Origin of the sequence: Aetokthonos hydrillicola CCALA 1050, assembly GCF_017591665.1 — a bacterium.
In the GTDB taxonomy this organism is placed as follows: domain Bacteria; phylum Cyanobacteriota; class Cyanobacteriia; order Cyanobacteriales; family Nostocaceae; genus Aetokthonos; species Aetokthonos hydrillicola.
Map to the genome: position 1 here is coordinate 1 of NZ_JAAKGC010000064.1, position 19737 is coordinate 19737.

The following is a 19737-nucleotide window of genomic DNA, read 5'->3' on the forward strand; positions in this document are numbered from 1 at the left end:
CTTCTTGAAAACTACTCGTCATCTAAGGTATATTTGTTTCCTGGTCGCCACGGGCTAGGGCATATTCACCCCGACTCAGCAGACAAGATACTTCGTGCTGATTTTTTGGAATTGGGCATTGAGGGAGCTAGTACTCATAGTTTTCGTCGTACTTGCCTAACCAAGATGCACATGTCAGGTGTGCCGTTGAAAGTTATTCAAAAAATTTCTGGGCATAAAAAATTAGGGGCGCTTCAGAAATATTTGGATGTGTTAGATGAGGACTTGGAGTCGGCAGTATCTACCCTGACTTTCTAAGGTAATTTATACTTTAACTTTCCTATGATAGACTCAATCAGGGATAGCCTGAAGCTTACGATAACAATTCCCAGATCATTCCAGCTTCTAAATATGAATAAATTGTATGAAAAATATAGAGTTATCCGGTAAGCAGCGTCAAGAACTAGAATCTGCTTTAATTGATGCTTTTCCTACTACTCTAAAGTTAGAGCGGATGTTATCATTTGGATTAGAGAGAAATCTAAGAGCAATTGCAGGCGAGGGGAGTTTACAAGATATTGTTTTTAGATTAATACAAGTAGCAGAATCTCAAGGATGGCTTGAAGACCTGATTTGTGCTGCGCTTAACTTGAATCCAAGAAACGCAAGATTGCGTGATGTAGCTCGAGAGTTGATTCCAAATTATCTTAAAGGTAGTAGTGAAGCATTATCATCAGCAGAGCATTCTCGGATTCGACAAGATTTATTAAAACGGGTTAACTCAGAAGTTAAAGGGCGGATAAAAAGTTCTCTTCATAACCAAGTTTATGTTGTTTTAGATGTAGAGCAAAACCCATCTCGAATTGAATTACCTTGGGAAGGCGAAATCAAAGTACCTAATAAACCAAAAATCCTTTTAAAGGATACGGATATTATTACAGTTTTTGACGAACCAGATATTGAAGGTAGATTATTAATTTTAGGGCAACCTGGATCGGGAAAAACAACCATGCTCCTTAAACTAGCAGAAGCGTTAGTTGAACGGGCTAAAGATGAGTTTACATCTCCAATACCTGTATTATTTTCTTTATCTTCTTGGAAGAATGATAATCAAAATATAAAAGATTGGTTAGTTGTCCAGTTAAATGACAAGTATGGTCTCCGAAAAGATATTAGTAAACAATGGGTAGAAAATCAAGACATCATCCCTCTTCTAGATGGTCTAGATGAAATAGCCGCTGAATGTCAAGAAAAATGTATTCTCAAAATTAATGAGTTTTTACATCCCACCAATTGGAATAATCCTGTGGTGGTTTGTAGCCGGACAGAAGAGTATCAGATTTATAAACGGTTACTGCAACTAAATAACTCGTTGGAATTACATTCTTTCACTTCTCAACAGGTTTATCAATATTTAGAAAGTACAAATAACTTACAATTACTGCATAGTATTAGTCAAGATGATTATTTAAATGAGTTAGCTAAAATACCCTTTTTTCTAAATATTATTGTAATATCTGCTCAAGAAATTTCTCTAGAAAAATGGCAGCGTTTCAAATGTTCTAAGGAGCGTTTAAATCATCTATTTGATGCTTATGTTAACACGATGCTACAACGTCCATATAAAGGTGGACAACCGAAACCAGAAAAAACTAAGAAATGGTTATCTTGGTTAGCACAGCGTTTAATTGAAGAGAACACAACAGAGTTCTTTATTGAAAAAATTCAGCCAGATTGGTTGAACAATAATTTTATGAAATTTGTTTATACTGTGATTGTATGGATACCTATAGGAACGCTAATTTTAGTAGCAATTCTAGTAATTGCTACGATGGGTACTGTACTGGCTTATGCTTGGACATTAAGGCAAATTATAACTTTAATAACACAAATTTTAGAGAGAATTTCACGAATTTTTAAACCTATTTTATTACTGTACAAGCTGTTCGCATTGATTTCGGGAAGTTTAATTTTTATTGATTTAGTAATGTTTGATAAGCTATTTGATCAAATGAGTCATGAGCTGATTACATATAAAATTCAACCCGTAGAAATTATCGACATTTCTATTAATACTATTAATAATTTTTTCAAGATATTGATTACTTGGCTGATTCTTGGATTGATTACAGGGAGTGTATTATGGTGGGCTGTAGGTAATATTTACGGGCTGAGTGGAGGGCTGATATATGGGCTGACTTACGGGCTGATTTACGGGCTGATTTATGAGCTTAACGGGACAGAATCAGTAGATAAGACTATTCCTAATCAAAGCATTCGTAAATCATTTGTTAATACTATAATTATATCATTATCAACTTTTTTATTGGTTTCAATATTAGTCTTTATAGGTCTAATAGTCATTGGTGGAAAACCTGATAATATTGCTAGTTTTAGCTTATTGATGGGATTGTTTTTTGGAGTATTTATTGGAATATCTAAAAGTGGAACACCAGCCATTAAACATTTCGTATTGCGCGTAATTCTCTGGTCTAGTGATTATGCACCTTGGAACTATGCCAAATTTCTTGACTACTGTACTGACCGCTTATTTTTACAAAGAGTAGGCGGTGGTTATCGTTTTATGCATGATCTACTACGTCAGCACTTTGCTAAGTCCTATAAACAAAACAGCTAGTGGTGAACAAAGAGGTCACAATAACTGGTGTTAGCGCAGCGCCCCGAGCGTCACCCGTACCCCTCCGGGGAAGCAAGCTACGCGTAGCGTCTCTGTAAGGAGAAGGGGTTTCCTGGTATAAAGCAACTGGCGTTCAGAATACAGGAGTCAGAATTACACCATCCCTTTATGGGTGGTGTTTTAAGGACGAGGTTTTAAAGCAATATTCATCCGCCACTTGCGCGGAATTCATGCTGAATTCTGGCTCCTGACTCCTGAATTCTTCTTTATGAAATTTCCTAAAAAGTGAAAGTCGTTCTCACAGTACCAATCACCACACCACTGTTGTTAGTGTTGTGATCCGGTGCTGTTATCCAAATGACTCCTGGAGTGATAGTGATATTGTCACTCAGCTTATACTGGTACAACCCTTCCACATGCAGTGAAATATCTGGATCTTTGCCGATGACATTTCGCAGACTACGGCTTACACCAGTGACGCGAGGCTCCATCCCAACAATAATACCTCCAACACTACCCTTACTACCGAGATCTGGGAAAGCAAGAGTGACAGCGTAATTCCAGATATCAAGATCACCACGAGGAATTCTCCCACCAAGCGTGGATAGGGTACGCGCGTTGGTGTATCCACCCCAACCCCCGATTACAAATTTGGGGCTAAGTTGAAATGATGCTTCTATACCGTAAGAATTGCTAATAACCGGTAGGCTCTCTCCCCGAAGCGCTTCTAAAGTATTTGTGGGCAAAGCTGCGTTACTACCACCTGGAGGATTTGTACCTTGACTTGGACCCCCAGCAACAGAAGGGAGAAAACCATTCTCGCTGAGCAATGCAGAACGAAGGTTAGCACGATTACTACCAGCCGTGAGGTCAGAGTTATAAGCATTAACGTAAGTTAAGCCGATTGTCAGACCATTTATTGGCTTGACCGTCAATTGACCAATAGCACCATAAGGTCCATTAAACAAACCATTACCCGAGGAGGGATTGCTAGGTGAACTCGCTAAATAGCCTAAAGAGAGTTCTAAATTTTTGTTGAACTGGTGTTTGATAGCTGCTCCAGAACCTGCTACTGGGAAGTAGATAGGATTGCGTGTCCCAAAATTAGACAGAGCGCCACTATCACCATCACCATCTAGGAACGGGTTCACAGTGTTGGTAAAGTCATCAGCCGCTCCAGCATTTCCTTCAAGGATAACTGTTGTGTTTTCACCTATTGGAAAACTATACAGCAATGCATCTAAACCAGCTCTATTATTATTGCCCGTGCCATAAGTTGAACCACCGAATCGCAGATCGCCCTCTGGTGTGAAGGTAGAAGTCCCAGATAAAGCATCAAAATTTGTTGCTTGGATTCGAGTTCTCAACAGGTCTTTACCTGTAAAGCTAGCATCGAAGTTAAGACGTATTCTATCAACAAAGATTGTATTTTTGTTTATTCTGTCACCTCTAGCATTATCGCCTGCAAAAATACTTACAGGCGCAAATATCGCAACACCATTTAATTTTGTAGTAGTAGAAAATTGATGTGCTTCTAGTTCAGCCGTTTTTGCCTCTACAGCATCCACACGACCACGTAGTGCTGCAAGTTCTGCTCCGTATTCTTCTTGGAGTTTTTGTAATGTCGCTAAATCTTGTTTTTTAACTACATCACTTGTTGCAGTCGCAATTAATTCATTGACTCGGTTAAGACAAGCATTCAACCCAGCAGCAAACTCATATCGCGTCATTGCTCGATTGCCTCGGTATGTCCCATTTGGGTATCCAGCAATACAACCATAACGCTCGACTAATGATTGCAACGCTTGAAATGCCCAATCTGTGGGTTGCACATCGGATAATTGAGAAACAGAGTTCACTTGCTCCATTGAATTGTTTTGACTATTATTCTCAACTCTGCCGTTAGAATTTGTGAGAACTTGAGCTACTGTTGTAGGCGAAGAGGCAGGTATTTCTCCAGCAATAGACGTAGACGCAGCAAATACGATACTACTAAAGATTGCTGGGCTCACCAACAGAAATTTCCATATTTTTCTCATTTTTTCCTCTCCACACTCTGCTTTTGAGAAGCAGTTCTTATTAAAAAGTATTCTCAATTAATATATCAGCATTGAGTAACTTTTTTACTAAGGAATTATAAAAAAGTTTAGGAATGAGTATCAGTGCGATTGTTGTCTATAATACTCCTTGTAAAAGAAGAATGAACCCTTTGGCAAACAATAACTGTAATATACGCTACAAAAGCTAATGTGCTGGTAAAAAAACTAACTGGGTAAGGAGCGTAAAAGTCTATTTCCCCTACTAACAGCGAGCTTAACAACAAGGTGAGTCGCGAGGCTTCTTTAACTGGTTAAAGCTAAAATTGAATATGTAATGTCATGTGTAGCTGCAAAACAAAGAATGTTATGACTCGCCGTCCTATTTTGCAAGAGGGGCAATCTTATACATTTCGTTCCTATTTTGAGATGCCTTATGAGGCAGACGAAATATTGGCTGAATTGGGCTACGCTTTAGTGAGAAAACGTCTTGAATTACCACGTAGCGATCGCCATTTAGAACGCTTGCAAGAATTGCGACTGCGAATAGATGAGTCTTTAGAGCTAGTTAGTTTGAGTAGCGAGACTGCACGACGAGAAACCCTGGTAGCGCCTACATTACTAGAAGTCGCGCGATATTGTCAATGTCAACTGCGAATTGAGTACCCCTTGTCAGTAAATAACTGGCTAAAGGGTAATTTGGATTACTTTCTCAAACTTAATACAGGATTGTTGGTAGTTGAAGCGAAAAATGACGATCTGACAAGAGGATTTACACAGCTTGCAACAGAGCTTATTGCAATTTCGCAAGTTGAAGAAGGTGATGTGTTTTATGGTGCAGTGACTATCGGTGATGCATGGCGCTTTGGACGGTTAGAAAAAACAAAGCAGCTGATTTTTCAGGATGTCGCACTATATAGAATTCCGGATGATTTGGAAGATTTGATGAAGATTTTACTAGGAATTTTGGAATGAATTGAGAGAGAATAGGGAACAGTTAACAGGGAAATTCTCATGATTAAAGTCAGGGCACTTCGCTGTTAATAGTTCCCTCCTCTAAGGGACTTGGTGATATTCTTCTTAAAAAAAGAATGAAGCTTTTCCCAACCAATAACTGTAACGTAGGTTACAAAAGCCAATGTACTGATTAAAAAACTAACTGGGTAAGGAGCGTAAAAGCCAATGGTTAACCCTACCCATACAAAAGTTAGCGATAGCACAGCAGAGAGCCAAAGCGCAACAAAAGGACGTGTGACTAAGCGTTGTGCGATCGCCGCTGGTGTAATTAGCAATGCAGAGTTCAACAACGCTCCTACAGCGGGAACGGCTTCAGCTATGCTTAATGCAAGCAAGACGAAGAAGACAGTATTAATTGCTCGCACTGGTAACCCTCGCGCTGTTGCAACTTCAGGATCAACAGATGCAAATAGCAATGGGCGCGCAATTATTAGGAATACCACAATGATAACTACACCAATCGCAGCAATTAACTCTGCTTGTTGCGCTTGTAAACCTAGAATTGAGCCGAACAGATAGTTAACGCCAACTCTGCTATTCGTTTTGCTAGATTTTGAGGTATAAATACTTAATAGTAATGAGCCTAATCCCAGTACCCACGCTAGCACAGTGCCTATTTCCACATCTTTGCTTTGCTTTAGGGTTCCCAATACACCCATAGCTAGCCCGACTAGCATTGTTACTCCAAATAATCCTAGCAAAGCATCACCTCCAACAATAATGGCAATTAATGCTCCTGTAAAAGTGACGTGTGCTAGCGCCTCGCTCGCAAAAACCAGATTACGCAGTACAACAAAATAGCCAATTAACCCTGATAGAACAGCTAGTGGGGTTCCTGCTAAGAATGCATAGCGCATGAAATCTACGCTCAGCATTTCTCCTATAGATTGTAATAGGTTCATAGAGAATTGCTGAGTTTCTAAGAGTAAAGTCATATTCTTAATACTATCCGACGCACTAACTTAAACAACCGGACTAAAGCATATGTCGCAAATGCCAAACTGGTGATGAAGAAACCAACAGGATATGGAGTATAGTAAGCAATAGCGAGTCCAGCCCAAGTAAACAATACGGCTAATGATATTGAGAGTCCAACTGTAACGGCTGGATTTGAGGTTAGCTGTTGCGCGATAGCAGCGGGTGTAACTAAGAGTGCAAAGATGAGCAAGACCCCTACAACTTGTACAGATTGAGCTACAGCAAATGCGAGCAAAACAAGGAAGATATTGTCAAGTAGTAGCACAGGGACACCACGAGAAAGTGCGACATCCGGATCGATGGAAGCAAAAAGCAAAGGGCGGGCGATCGCCATTAATCCCGCTAAAGTCACTAGTGTTGTTAGCGCAATCACACTTACGTCGCGATCGCTAATACCAAGAACAGCGCCAAACAGAATTGTATAGACCAAACTTGCATTAGATGACGAGGAAAGATGAACAAACAGCAGCCCTAGGGAGAGAGTGAAAGTCTGAACTGTGCCAATAGCCACCCCTTGTCCCAACTGTGTATGCTTATATCGACCACCTAGCAAACTAATCCCAATAGCACCTGCAGCAGAAAAGACAAGCAACCCTAAAACTGGCGACCAACCAATAAGTGTTGCACCTGCTGCACCAGCAAAACCAACATTCGCCAGTGTGTGTCCAATGAAGCTCTGCCCACGTAGTACCATAAAGTAGCCAACAGATCCGGCAATTAGTGCGATCAGTGTTCCCGCCAAAAAGGCAGTTTGCATAAAGTGGTAAGCAAAAAGCTGTTGGATAGAAGTTCCAAGATTCCACGAAAGTTGAACATCGCTCATGGATACGTTAATGAGCGTGATGGGAAAGGTTGACATGATAAGTGACTGACTCAGGCTGACCGATAACAACAATCCGCCCATCTCGTGTACGCAGTACATCGATTGGAGCATCATAGAGTCGGGAAAGGGTCTCTGAGGTGATCACTTCCTCCGGTTTGCCAATCTCGATTTGTCCTCCTCCCATATAGAGTACCCGATCTATATAGGGCAGAATTGGATTGACATCATGAGCAACAAGCAGAACTGTTACTTGATGCTTTTGACTAATGTGGCGAATTAATGCTGAGACAGACTGCTGATTGTACAAGTCTAAACTATCAAGGGGTTCGTCGAGCAGCAAGATACGTGGTTTAGTAACAAGTGCTTGTGCAATTAACAGCCGCTGCTGTTCACCACCGGAGAGTTCACCAATTGGTCGATTTGCATAACTAGTAGCACCAACCAGATCAATAACATTTTGTACTGAGCGTTGGGACTCGCGGGCTTTTACATCACCTCCCCAAAGTCGCCGTAGCAGTGGTAGCGGTACTCCCCATTTTGTACCATCAAGACCTAGTTGCACGATGTCTCGCCCTCTTATACGCATATCCACGTCAAAGTTTCGCCGCTGAGGAAGATAGCTAATTGAAGGATTTCCGCGCCGAACTGGCGACCCGAGAATAGTAACTTGACCTTCAGTTAAAGGTAAGAAGCCCAAAAGGACTTTGAGCAGGGTCGATTTACCTGCGCCATTTGGTCCAAGGATGGCAATAAACTCGCCTTTTTGCACTGAGTTATGCAAATTACTCCATAGAAGACGACCACCGCGTCTAATTCCAGCATGTTCAAATTGAATGACGTTGTACATCGTCAGTTAATTCCCTGTAGACTTAGCTAATGCTTGCTGTAGTGCTTTCAGTTGTCCAACTTGCCAATCTTGAAAAGTAGCCGTGGCTGGAGTAAGCGTCTCTGTGATGGGAACGATTGGAATACCCGCTGTTTGAGCCTTTTGCTTCAATGTGTTTGTGTCTGGGGTTGAGTTCTGTGAGTTGAAGACAAGAACTTTTATTTGTTTCTGTGTGATCTGTTTATCAAAAGTTACTTTGTCAGCAACCGTCGGCTCTTGACTTTCAGAGATTGCTGTCATAAATTTGGGCGGTGTGATCACCTTTAACCCCAAGCTTTGAGACATGTAAGCAAATATGCTCTCTGTTGAGCCGATGGGGGTATTATAATATTTTTGCTTGATTGTATTAATAGTACTATTGTAGTCCTTAAGACTAAGACTCACAAACTGTTTGCGCTGCTCGTCAAAATAGGTCGCATTTTGAGGATCAAGTTTCTTCAAATCATCTGTTATCTGATCGACAACACGCATCACGTATTCAGGGTTGTACCAGAAATGCGGATTATCCCCAGATTTTTTGCCCACTAGATCACCAATATTTAGTACTTTACGCTCTTTAACTGGGTTGGCATCGAGGAGTTTTTCTCCCCAAGGATCGTACCCAGCACCATTAAGGATAATGTAACGGGCATCTGCGATGGTGCGTGCGTCAGTTGGTTTGGGTTCGTAGTTATGAGGGTCAGTATTGGGATTAGTAATGATGCTTGCGACCTTAATGCGATCGCCACCAATTTGGGTGGCAATACTACCCCAGAAATTCTCAGCAGCCACAACTTGCAATGATGTATTTGGGCTACTTGAAAGGTTAGGGTTAGCATTTTTATCAAGATTGGGACGAGTCCTAGTGTTTCCACTACAGCTTATAAGAAACGGAAGCATAAGACAAGACAGTAGCAAGCCTCTACCTAACGGGTATGGGGTTTGCCCACCTTCAAAGCTTCTGAGTCCTTGTATTACATTGCTTTTTAGCATTATAGTTCATCTATTTTATGATAATGATAATCTTTCTCAAAGAGTATCACAAGCCATAAGATATCGAACTCTATTACCCTTGTCAATCTAACTTTAGGAAAGAAAAGGACTAAAAAATATATTTATTAAAGTTAAATAACGAATCCCATAATTCGTAATACTATTAAACTAGTTCAAAGCGAAGCAGTTTACTGAACTGAGAAACCTCTACACGTTTGGGATGGCAATTTAGTTAGAATTATTCCGGTATAGGGCATCACCATTTAAAATCAGATTTTCTGAATTATATGTGACAAAAAAGACGGAATATTATAATATTTTAAGTGATAACCGAAGTGAATAAGAGGCAATGACTAATTCTGAAACTATAAACCAGAAAGGGAATTTCAATACGCAAGCAAAATTATCTCCTTCCTCAAGTTCAAATATGTCGCTACCTCTCAAAACCGCTGAGTACTTATTTTTGTCTAGTTTGGTGTGTGTTAGCCTCATGACTTTTGTTTTCCCAGACAAGCAAGTTTTAGCCGTTTGGGTAGTAGCTTTTCTTTCTCTTTGGCTTTTTCTTGCTTTAGTCAATAAGCAAGTATTCAACAATGTTACACAAACTTCAAATCAGCTAAGTATCTCTAAAAAAGCAGAACTGTATAATTACTTAGCGTCTAGTAATAGCAGTTCTTTAGAGAATAGTTCCCTCCTTCCTGCAAGAGAAAAGGCTCTACAGTATTGCCAAGATTTAATTGAGGATTACAAAAAAACTCGTACTAGTGCCAGAATTTTTTACTATAGTTTGCAGTTGATAACCGTTATTCTCTCAGGAATAACGCCAATCTTCGTCTTGGTAGACAAATTGGAGTCAAATATTCCGTGGTTAAAGTGGCTACCAGTTATATTCCCTGCGATCGCGTCCATCGTTGCCAGTATAGCGACCTCATTTCCTTTTCAGGAAAATGCTGTTGCCGCTAACACAACCGTTGAATTACTAGAGGCAGAACAAGAGAAGTTTATACTGGGAGTGACTGAACTCTATCGTGCCTATGACATTGACGATGAAGCTCAACGCCAAAAACAAGCAAAACAAGCAGTAGAAAACTTTATGATTCAGGTCAACAACATTCACCTCAAGCAGATACAGGGTGACACAAAAGCAAAGACGGAAAAAACAGCATCACCAGAACAATCAAGCCAAACCAGCTAGGGGCAAAGTTGATAAATCATTGCTTAAAAGCCGTATACCAGTTATTTTAAGACCAATTTCGCCTGACTGCAGGATTTAAGATAATTGTACTATCAAGCTCCCAAGCTGGTAGTACAATCCTCAAAAAAATTTTTACGCTGAACACTTGCCAATTCATTTTTAGTTTGCTACACTGAATACTCGTTGCACACAAAACGCGCCCGCCGGGATAGCTCAGTCGGTAGAGCAGAGGACTGAAAATCCTCGTGTCACCAGTTCAAGTCTGGTTCCTGGCATTTTTAAACAAGTAAACTTTAGTTAAGCTTGAATCCTTGACTAGTAGACATCTCCAGAAATTGATGTAGGGGCGAATGGCTTTCGCCCTTAGCAAGGATTTCAAGGAATGCATAATTAATTTTCACCAGATGTCTAGTGGAGGTTTTTGGCTAGTCTTCACATCAATCAACAAAGGCATTTATGCTATCGAGGGGGCTATTTTCTATCAGTTTCGACTTGTTTTAAGTATGAATTGAGTATGATAATCTAGATGAGAGGACAAATCATACTCGAAAATCATGTACAGCAAAACACCCACGGGCAAAAACACTAAAGGAACTCCCTCTCTCGAGTCTTTCCAAGGACGGTTAAGAATCAGATTCAGGATCAACGGTCAGCAGAAGGCATTTTCACTTGGATTAGCTGATAATGCTGAGAATCGCTTAAAAGGGGAGTCTATAGCCCGTGAGATGCATTTGGATATGCTTTCAGGTAACTGGGATAGTACTCTAGGTAAGTACAAGCCTCATACTCATTTGGCAATTGTAGAGGCTATCAAGCCCAAAGCATCTCTCGATTTGGCTCAACTTTGGGAGAAGTATAGTGAGTTTAAAAAACCACAAGTTAGCCCTTCCACCTATGCCAAGGACTTTACTAAGCATAGAAATCACATTAATAGGCTACCTAGCAAGTCTTTAGAGGAAGCAGAGCTAATCAGAGATTATTTACTAGCTAACCTGTCCCCTGATGCTGCTAGAAGGGTATTAACTCAGTTGAAAGCTTGTTGTGATTGGGCATTAGCAGAAAAGCTGATTCCTACAAATCCCTTTCATACAATGAAGATTAAAACACCTCAAGGGTTGTCTGAGGACAGTGATATTTATCCATTTACCAAAGAGGAAAGAGATTTAATCATTAAAACTTTCGCAGCAAACAAACACTACAGTTATTACACTAATTTTGTTAGGTTTTTATTTTTTACAGGTTGTAGACCATCAGAAGCAATAGCATTACAATGGAAACACATTGAAAATGGAGTCATTAAATTTCAACAATCAGTAGTTATTTCAGAAAATGGCTTAGTACTCAAAGAGGGGCTTAAAACTCAAAGAAAGCGTGACTTTCCTATTAATACTGACGTTCAATTAATATTAAACGACACAAGACCAGAAACAATTAATCCTGAAGATTTCATTTTTACAAGCCCTAAAGGTAAATTCATTGACCAACATAATTTTGCTAACAGGGCATGGAAGACTATTTTAGAAGAATGTAAGATTCCTTATCGTAAGGCTTATCAGACTAGACATACTTTCATCAGTTTGTGTGTGGAAGCGCACATAAATAGTACAGCTATAAGTAGGTGGACAGGAACTAGCTCGAAAATGATCGATAATCATTATGGGGCGACAAACTTTACAAATTTAAGACCTCCTAGCCTGATCTGAAGGAATACTTATTGATATGGTGTCAATCCGTATCACTTTAGAACAACTGATTACGGGAGTACAACAGTTGCAGCCAGAGAAACGGGCGCAAGTTGCTAAAGTCTTGATTCAACTAGATTTACGTGCAGATTTGCAGGCTTTAATTCAAGAACTTTATGCTGAACCCCCAATAGACAAGATTACAGACGATGACATTAGGGCTGAAATTAAAGCTGTGCGTCAGCAGTCCCAGCATATATGACCTTGCGAGTGGTTATGTTGTAAAATTGAGAATAAATTTATGCAAGAAACCTATAAATATACTCAAGAACTAAAAAGTCTCATCGCGCCAATTGTGGAGAAATTATTTAAAGGCAGTAGCTTTTATACGGTACGCTTGAAAAAGCACGAAAGAAATTATTGCTCTATCTGTTATCTTTGCTATGCTCTTCAAAAAGCTTGCTCTAGGTATTTTGGGTATGGCGACAGCCGTTTCTACTGGTTTTGCGTTTAATTTGCTAACACCATTTTTGCGGGAACAGGTTTTAGATCAAAGCCCGGAAGCTAGCAACTCTGAGTTAGAGCGTCTGTGGAACTCGTGTAAAGAAAATTTTCAGAAGAATCGATTTCAAGCTGTGTTGCAGTCTTGTCAACAAGCGGCGATAACTGCTGAAAGGATAGGCGATCGCTCAGTTCAAGCAAAATCGTTAACGAATTTAGGTTACGCGTACCATAATAGAGGGAACGCGAAACAAGCACTTACCTATTACCAACAAGCATTAGTTATTTTTCGAGCAATAAAAAAGCGCGACTTAGAAGCACAGATTGTAACAAACTTGGGAGCCGCATACCGCGACTTGGGAAATTATGCCAAAGCAATTGAGTACCATCAACAGGCATTGACAATCGCACGTCAAATCAAAGACTCTCAACGCGAACTATGGGCACTGGGTAATCTAGGAAATGCCTATAACGACCAGAGTAAATATAAAGAGGCAATTGATTACTATCAACAGGTTTTAGCGATCGCACGCCAAATCAAGGATCGACAAAGCGAGTTTCAGGTGTTGGGGAATTTGGGAATTGCCTATAATTCATTGGGGGACTATACTAAGGCAAGTGAATATTACCAACAATCGTTAACGATCGCACGCGAGTTCAAAAATCCTCTAGGGGAGGCTCAAGCTTTGGGTGGACTGGGAAATGTCTATCATGCTTGGGGAAAGTACAACGAAGCAATTAAATACCATGAACAGCAATTGACAATCGCACGCCAAATTAACAACCCTCCAAGTCAGGGACAAGCGCTGGGTGGTTTAGGTAATGCCTATAATTCTTTGGGGGAATATCAAAAGGCAGTTGAGTACTATCGGCAGCAATTGACAATCGCACGCCAAATAAACAGCCCTCGAAGCGAAGCGAAAGCACTGGTTGGTCTAGGACTTGCCTCCCTTGGGTTGGGTAACTATGACAACGCAGTTGAATACAATCAACAATCCTTAGTGATCGCACGCCAAATCAAAGACCTACAAAGCGAAGGTCAGGCTTTGGGTAATCTGGGACTCGCCTACAATTCTTTGGGGGAATATGCCAAGGCGATTGAATCCAATCAACAATCCTTAGCGATCGCACGCCAAATCAAAGACCTACAAAGCGAGAGTCGAGCGCTGGGTAATCTGGGACTTACTTTCCTTTTTTTGGGGAATTATACCGAGACAATTAAACACTACGAACAATCGTTAGCGATCACACAGAAAATCAAAGACCCAAACTTTGAGGGTAAGGTATTGGGAAATTTAGGATTGGCTTACCTTTCGTTGGGGAACTATGCTATAGCAATTGATTACGAACAACAAGCGTTGGCGATCGCACAGAAAATCAAAGACCCGAACTTTGAGGGTCGGGTGCTGGGTAATCTAGGGATTGTCTACCGTAATCAGGGGGATTATACTCGGGCAATCGAGTATACACAACAGTGGTTGATAATCGCACAGCGAATCAAAGACCCCCAAGGTGAAAGTGCGGCGCTGGGTAATCTGGGAAATACTTATATTAATCTGGGAGACTATACAAAGGGAATTGAGTATCACCAACAGTCATTGAGAATTGCACGCCAAATTAAAGACCCTCAAACCGAAGGTTTGGCGCTGAACAATTTAGGCGTGGCTCTGCAAAAATCAGGCAAAATCTCAGAAGCTGAAAAAATCTTATTTCAGGGGATTGGAGTTTGGGAATCTCAACGGCAAAGATTGGGCAGTAATGATTCTTTTAAAATTTCCATTTTTGAGGAACAAGCCCGCACGTATAGGATATTACAACAAGTCCTCATCGCTCAAAATAAAATAGGTACATCACTCGAAATTGCTGAGAGGGGAAGGGCAAGAGCCTTTGTTGATTTACTGCAACGCCGTTTACAATCAAACCCAAAAACAGAGCATATAAATTCTCGACCGACCATCGAGCTTCTCAAACAAACTGCCAAACAACAAAATGCCACCCTCGTTCAATACTCAATCATTGTTGATGATTTCCAAACCGAGAATAAGCTACAAAGCAAAGAATCAGAATTGTATATTTGGGTTATCAAACCGACAGGAGAAATTAAATTTCAACCGGTTGACCTCAAACCCCTGTGGCAAAAACAAAAGACTTCGCTAGAACAAATCATTACCGAAACCCTCAAATCTCTTGGTAGTAACTTCAATTCTCGCTCCAGCAGTTCAAGCGATCGCGAAAATTTTGAGGTTGGGGACTTTGTAAAACCGAATGAGACACTTAATGAATTCCCTAGCGATCCACCTTGGAAAGTAGTTGCAGTCGATATTCAAAACCGAACTGTGAGAATTCAATCAAGCAATCACCAACAGGAACAGAATAGAAAATTTACCGATGTGACAAAAGTTTCCTACACTTACGCAGCCAACACCTACCTACAGCAACTAAACAAAATCCTCATCGAACCCATTGCAGACTCATTACCAAAAAACGAGCGCGATCGCGTCATCTTTATTCCCCAAGGTTCGCTATTTTTCGTTCCCTTCCCCGCACTACAGGACGCTAACAGAAATTACCTCATCCAGAAACATACAATCCAAACAGCACCATCCATCCAGGTACTCGATTTAACCCGGCAACAGCGACAAAAATTATCTATAGCCCCTCAAAATAAGCCTAAAGAAGTGCTGGTTGTCGGTAATCCTACTATGCCAAAGGTATCCCCCTTTCCTGGAAAAACAGCAGAGCAATTAAAACCTCTCCCCCACTCGGAAGAAGAAGCCAAACAAGTAGCACAGATGTTCAAAACCAACGCAATCGCTGGCGATCGCGCAACTAAATCTGCAATCTTACCCCTATTTCCCAAAGCCAGAATTATCCACCTAGCAACCCACGCTTTACTCGACGATATTACTGGTGGAACTATACCCGGTGCAATAGCTTTGGCTCCCGAACCACTTAATAAAGGTGAAGACGAACGAACCAACGGATTGTTAAGATCGAGCGAAATCTTCAATTTACAACTCAATAATACCGAATTGGTCGTCCTGAGTGCCTGCGATACGGGAAGGGGAAAAATTACTGGAGATGGGGTAATTGGATTATCGCGATCGTTTATTAGTGCGGGTGTTCCCAGCGTTATTGTTTCCCTGTGGTCAATTCCCGATGATTCTACCGCATTGCTAATGACCGAGTTTTACAAGTTGCAGCAAGGAAATGATAAGGCTTCGGCGTTGCGTCAGGCAATGCTGACAACGATGGAGAAAAACCCAGACCCCCAGCACTGGGCGGCTTTTACGTTAATTGGGGAAGCAAAATAACAACTTTTTTTGGATCGCGTGCATATTTTCTTCTCGATGCTCCAGATAGGGTGATTATTACCGAGCGATCATAAATCACAAGGAGTTATGGCTGTAGCACCAGAGCAAATAAGAATTATCTGAAAAAATGCATAATTTCTTCTTGAGTTTTCCAGATAGTTTACTTAGCTCGAAGCAAGATCAGATAAAAGGGGGTCATTTATGAACATGGTACTAAAGCAAAGTTGCAGGTTGGCTAGAAAAAAGCGAAATTAAAGATAAGAGTTAAAATTATTCACGACAATTATCTTGATATCAGCAACAGGTATAAAAGTCATGCTAAACAGGCGAAGTCTGCGAGAGAAGTTTATCACGTTTATCGATACAAATAAAAGCAATAGTATATATAATCCTATCTGGATACATGATTCCAGATTAGAACGAAACTATGCCAGAAATTTAGATTTTTTAGAGGGAGATAGTGAAACATCTTTAGTAAATCATCTCGTCGAACTAGCAAAGCGAGAAGGCATAAATTCTATGGCTTATAGACATCTAGCAGCATACTTAGAAGAAGCAATCACTTGGCCATTTAAAACCCAGTACCAAAAATTTTGTAGTGATTATTCTTGCAGCACCCATCCCATATATTCATGGCAAGATTGTGTCCATGAAGCTAGATGTATAACTGCTGCTCAAAATTTGCAGAAAATATTAGATAAATTTAACCAAAAAAAATCTTCATTAAGAACATTTGTTGCCAAGAAAATTAGTGATAAAATTTTTCGCTTTTTACGGATTGGTGTTGAAAGAGCTAAATATTCTAATGCTGCATTATTACGGAAAACAAGTAATAGTTCGCTGAAATATTCTTTACAGCAATTAGGAATTAATGATGTTTACCCAATCGAGCTATCACTATCTTGTTTCAATGATATTTATGTACCTATAAGGTCTGATTCTAACACGCGAAGGCTAGAATGGCCTAATCGCGATAAATTGACAGAAATCGCAAAATTATACGAACAAAAATACAGGCAATATATTCAGTCATCAAATTACACTATTAGTGTCGAAGAGTTTGAAGAACTACTCAACACTTGTGTAAAAGCTTTGAGACAAGATATATCGAGAGAAATTTTCTCTCACATTCATGTCAATAAAAATTATATAAATAAAGAAGGAGAAGAGGTAAATTTTATCGATAATCTACCCGATGAAGATTCCGACCCTCGCGATCGCATACTGAAACAAGAACGCAACGAGCAAATAACATCAATTGTGATCGATTACTATCGCAAGCTTCCCCAACGCGCACAAAATATACTTCTAGTTAAACTAGGATTATCCATTCCTTCTCAAACTGACATTGGTTATGTACTTGATATAGATCAGCCTACAGTATCTAAGGATTTAAAAAAAGCTAAAGGAGCGATTTTAAAAGAAGTAGCTGAGAAAATTAAGCCGAATTCAACAGAATTTGGTTTTAGTGACTCTAAGAGTTTAACTCCTGAAGATATTGAAAATATTGCGGCAATAGTGCATGATTGTTTGGAACCATATTTGACATCTCATTTCTCAGGAATGTTGAGTACTTATTATATTTTACTTCCCAAAATGTTGATGTTTTATAAATATTTAATATTTAATATCTAAGTAATTAAGTGAAGACTAAGGATAAGTAAACAATGTTTGGAGAGAGTAAAATGATGTTGGAAAATAATAGATTGGAATTAATTGAAAACAACCCAGATGCTATAATTTTTTACTACACAAAAGATGATGAAGAAAAAGCGTGGCTACAAATAGATAAACAACAGTATTCTAACGATAAGGCTCGTTGGAATGCATTTCTGAATCTTATTTGTCTAAAGAGAATAGTCAAATGGTTAGAAGAGTTAAATTTCTGTGAAAAGATAACTTGGAATAATCTGAATTTTTGGGAATTTGTAAATGGGATTTTCCTGGATGCTGGGGATAAGTGCATATTGATAATTGTTTCAGAAGAAATTGACAACACAGAAATTTGCGTGCCTCAAGAATGGGTAGATATTTCGAGTATTATTGCCGATTATTATCTAGCTTTGCAGATTATCCCAGATGAAAGAATTATGTGTATTTGGGGATATACAACCCATCTCGAACTAAAAAATCACGGAGAATTTGATCCCATAGATCGCACATATACTTTACTTAGAGAAGATTTGCTTAGGGATATAAATGCATTTTTAGTTGCTTTAGAATTTTGCCCGCAACAAAGAGAAATTATACCAGATTTACCAAGAATTTCAGAGAATGAAGCGGATTATTTTATCGAAAAGTTTAGTGTAACTTCTCCCTATTTACCTCGTTTAGGTATTTCGGATATAGATTTTCAAAAGTTTTTGGCAATCTTAGAAAACGATGAGTGGAGGCAAAAGCTCTATAGCAAGAGAGTACAATCAGAAATGTCAATTATTAAATTATCAAATTGGTTGAGAAATATCGTTGATACTGGCTGGAAAGATTTGGAGGAATTTCCTGCATCCCAGAGGAAATTTGCTTTTAGGAGTGATACTTCTCCTACAGAACTAAATTCGGAAGCTGAAGCAGAAGTCCAAAACTTAATCGCTCGCCTTCAAGATAACCCCGACGAGGCAGAAAAACAAATAGTTGCTGAAAGATTGGGGAATCTGAGTTACACGGGTAAAGAAATAACCGATGCGATTGATGCGTTAGTAAACTTAATTAAAACATCAATAGAGGGTTACACTCTATGGACTGCGGTTAAAAGCTTGCAGAAGTTAGACCCTCATAGTTCGATGATTGCAGTTGGTGTTAAAAGTTTAACAAAGTTAGAAGAAAATAATACTGCGATCGCCTTCCAAGCTCTCGACGATTTAGGAGTTCATTTAGCCGGACACCAATTAGCTTTAGTTGTCGGGATTTTAGAAAAATGTGATGGGTATTTTTCTATCTTAGCCCAAATCCAAACGGTTGGAGAAGAAGAACCTTTACCTCCCGATTTAAAAATGAGTGTGTTCGATGAAGGTGGTGAAATCCTCAGCGAATTAACTGCTGGAGAAGCACATGCAGCTATTTCAGATTATTTGAGCGGTCAACGAGGAGATAGGTTTAGCATAAAAGTATCTTTGGGAGAGAACTGTATTGGCAAAGATTTTGAAATATAGATATATAATTTTCTGCCCATATTTTTAATTTTCCTGCATATTTTATGCGACTGCTTCCAGATGTACTTATTAGCAGACAAAAAACAACCCAAGCCAATCGGATCGCATTCCAGTAGTTGATTGACCTGCTAGCACCATAATTTTGCGAAGCACAAGGAGAATAAAATGTTATTCAACCCTCTCAAGCATTGCCAAAAAATCCTACTTCCTCTAGCTATTTTTGGAATATCTTTCAGCGTACAGTTCCCCGCAAATGCACAGCGAATTACTCGCGCACAACTCGATCGCCTTTCGATCCAAGAGGTGATAATTTTTCGGAACGAGCAAGCACGACAAGCAAAGATTGTTGTTAACAGTTGCTACCGAAGTCCGTATATCGATAGGTCGATTTGCTATGCTCAGTCTTTGCAATATCAAAACTTAATCGCCAACCTCGATACCTACATTGCCCAACGAAGAGTAATTGGTCAATAGGAAAAATGAGATCGCATCGCCCATCTGAAAATTTAGATATGGGAATTTAAAATCGAAATTCTGAATCATAGCAGCTGCGATCGCATCTGAACC

Annotated in this window: 15 protein-coding genes and 1 tRNA gene; 11 read left to right on the top strand and 5 right to left on the bottom strand. The window is 39.7% G+C overall.

What is annotated here, in order from left to right; genetic code table 11:
• The coding region (locus G4P69_RS25380; protein ID WP_208352016.1) for a tyrosine-type recombinase/integrase at positions 1-297 on the top strand (297 nt) is incomplete at its 5' end.
• A gap of 106 nt (positions 298-403) precedes the next feature.
• Positions 404-2617, top strand: a complete 2214-nt coding sequence (locus G4P69_RS25385; RefSeq protein ID WP_208352018.1) for an NACHT domain-containing protein — start codon at positions 404-406, stop codon at positions 2615-2617.
• 278 nt (positions 2618-2895) lie between these two features.
• On the opposite strand, the gene G4P69_RS25390 is transcribed toward G4P69_RS25385, so the two are convergent.
• Complete coding sequence (locus tag G4P69_RS25390; protein WP_208352021.1) at positions 2896-4656, bottom strand: iron uptake porin; 1761 nt, start codon at positions 4654-4656, stop codon at positions 2896-2898.
• 366 nt (positions 4657-5022) lie between these two features.
• Between G4P69_RS25390 and G4P69_RS25395 the strand changes: the two genes are divergently transcribed.
• Complete coding sequence (locus G4P69_RS25395) at positions 5023-5628, top strand: hypothetical protein (RefSeq protein WP_208352023.1); 606 nt, start codon at positions 5023-5025, stop codon at positions 5626-5628.
• 65 nt (positions 5629-5693) lie between these two features.
• Here G4P69_RS25395 and G4P69_RS25400 read toward each other — a convergent pair whose 3' ends face one another.
• The 4 genes from G4P69_RS25400 to G4P69_RS25415 are packed head-to-tail and all read right to left on the bottom strand — an operon-like array spanning position 5694 to position 9329.
• Positions 5694-6572 carry a metal ABC transporter permease gene (locus tag G4P69_RS25400; RefSeq protein WP_208352025.1) on the bottom strand — a complete coding sequence of 293 codons (879 nt, stop codon included), beginning with the start codon at positions 6570-6572 and terminating at the stop codon, positions 5694-5696.
• A 29-nt stretch (positions 6573-6601) separates the two neighbouring features.
• On the bottom strand, positions 6602-7507 hold the full coding sequence (locus tag G4P69_RS25405; protein WP_208352027.1) for a metal ABC transporter permease: 906 nt from the start codon (positions 7505-7507) through the stop codon (positions 6602-6604).
• Positions 7479-8318 (bottom strand): metal ABC transporter ATP-binding protein, encoded by an 840-nt coding sequence (locus tag G4P69_RS25410; RefSeq protein WP_208352029.1) that lies wholly within the window; start codon positions 8316-8318, stop codon positions 7479-7481. The genes G4P69_RS25405 and G4P69_RS25410 overlap by 29 nt, the downstream gene beginning before the upstream one ends.
• A 6-nt stretch (positions 8319-8324) precedes the next feature.
• Positions 8325-9329, bottom strand: a complete 1005-nt coding sequence (locus G4P69_RS25415; RefSeq protein WP_208352039.1) for a metal ABC transporter solute-binding protein, Zn/Mn family — start codon at positions 9327-9329, stop codon at positions 8325-8327.
• A gap of 349 nt (positions 9330-9678) precedes the next feature.
• On the opposite strand from G4P69_RS25415, the gene G4P69_RS25420 reads away from it, so the two are divergent.
• From G4P69_RS25420 to G4P69_RS25455, 8 genes are all read left to right on the top strand, one after another.
• On the top strand, positions 9679-10524 hold the full coding sequence (locus G4P69_RS25420) for a DUF4231 domain-containing protein (protein ID WP_208352042.1): 846 nt from the start codon (positions 9679-9681) through the stop codon (positions 10522-10524).
• Between the two features lie 202 nt (positions 10525-10726).
• Positions 10727-10799 (top strand) — tRNA-Phe (locus G4P69_RS25425).
• Positions 10800-11078: 279 nt separating this feature from the next.
• Entirely contained in the window at positions 11079-12227 is a 1149-nt protein-coding gene (locus G4P69_RS25430) for a site-specific integrase (protein WP_208352047.1), read from the top strand.
• Positions 12228-12243: 16 nt separating this feature from the next.
• Positions 12244-12468: a hypothetical protein gene (locus G4P69_RS25435; protein WP_208352050.1), complete on the top strand. Its 225-nt coding sequence runs from the start codon at positions 12244-12246 to the stop codon at positions 12466-12468.
• A 217-nt stretch (positions 12469-12685) separates the two neighbouring features.
• Positions 12686-16021 (top strand): CHAT domain-containing tetratricopeptide repeat protein, encoded by a 3336-nt coding sequence (locus G4P69_RS25440; protein WP_208352053.1) that lies wholly within the window; start codon positions 12686-12688, stop codon positions 16019-16021.
• Positions 16022-16309: 288 nt separating this feature from the next.
• Complete coding sequence (locus G4P69_RS25445) at positions 16310-17656, top strand: sigma-70 RNA polymerase sigma factor region 4 domain-containing protein (RefSeq protein WP_208352055.1); 1347 nt, start codon at positions 16310-16312, stop codon at positions 17654-17656.
• 50 nt (positions 17657-17706) lie between these two features.
• Positions 17707-19170: a DUF1822 family protein gene (locus G4P69_RS25450; protein WP_208352057.1), complete on the top strand. Its 1464-nt coding sequence runs from the start codon at positions 17707-17709 to the stop codon at positions 19168-19170.
• Positions 19171-19335: 165 nt separating this feature from the next.
• Entirely contained in the window at positions 19336-19644 is a 309-nt protein-coding gene (locus G4P69_RS25455) for a hypothetical protein (protein WP_208352059.1), read from the top strand.
• Positions 19645-19737 lie beyond the last annotated feature (93 nt).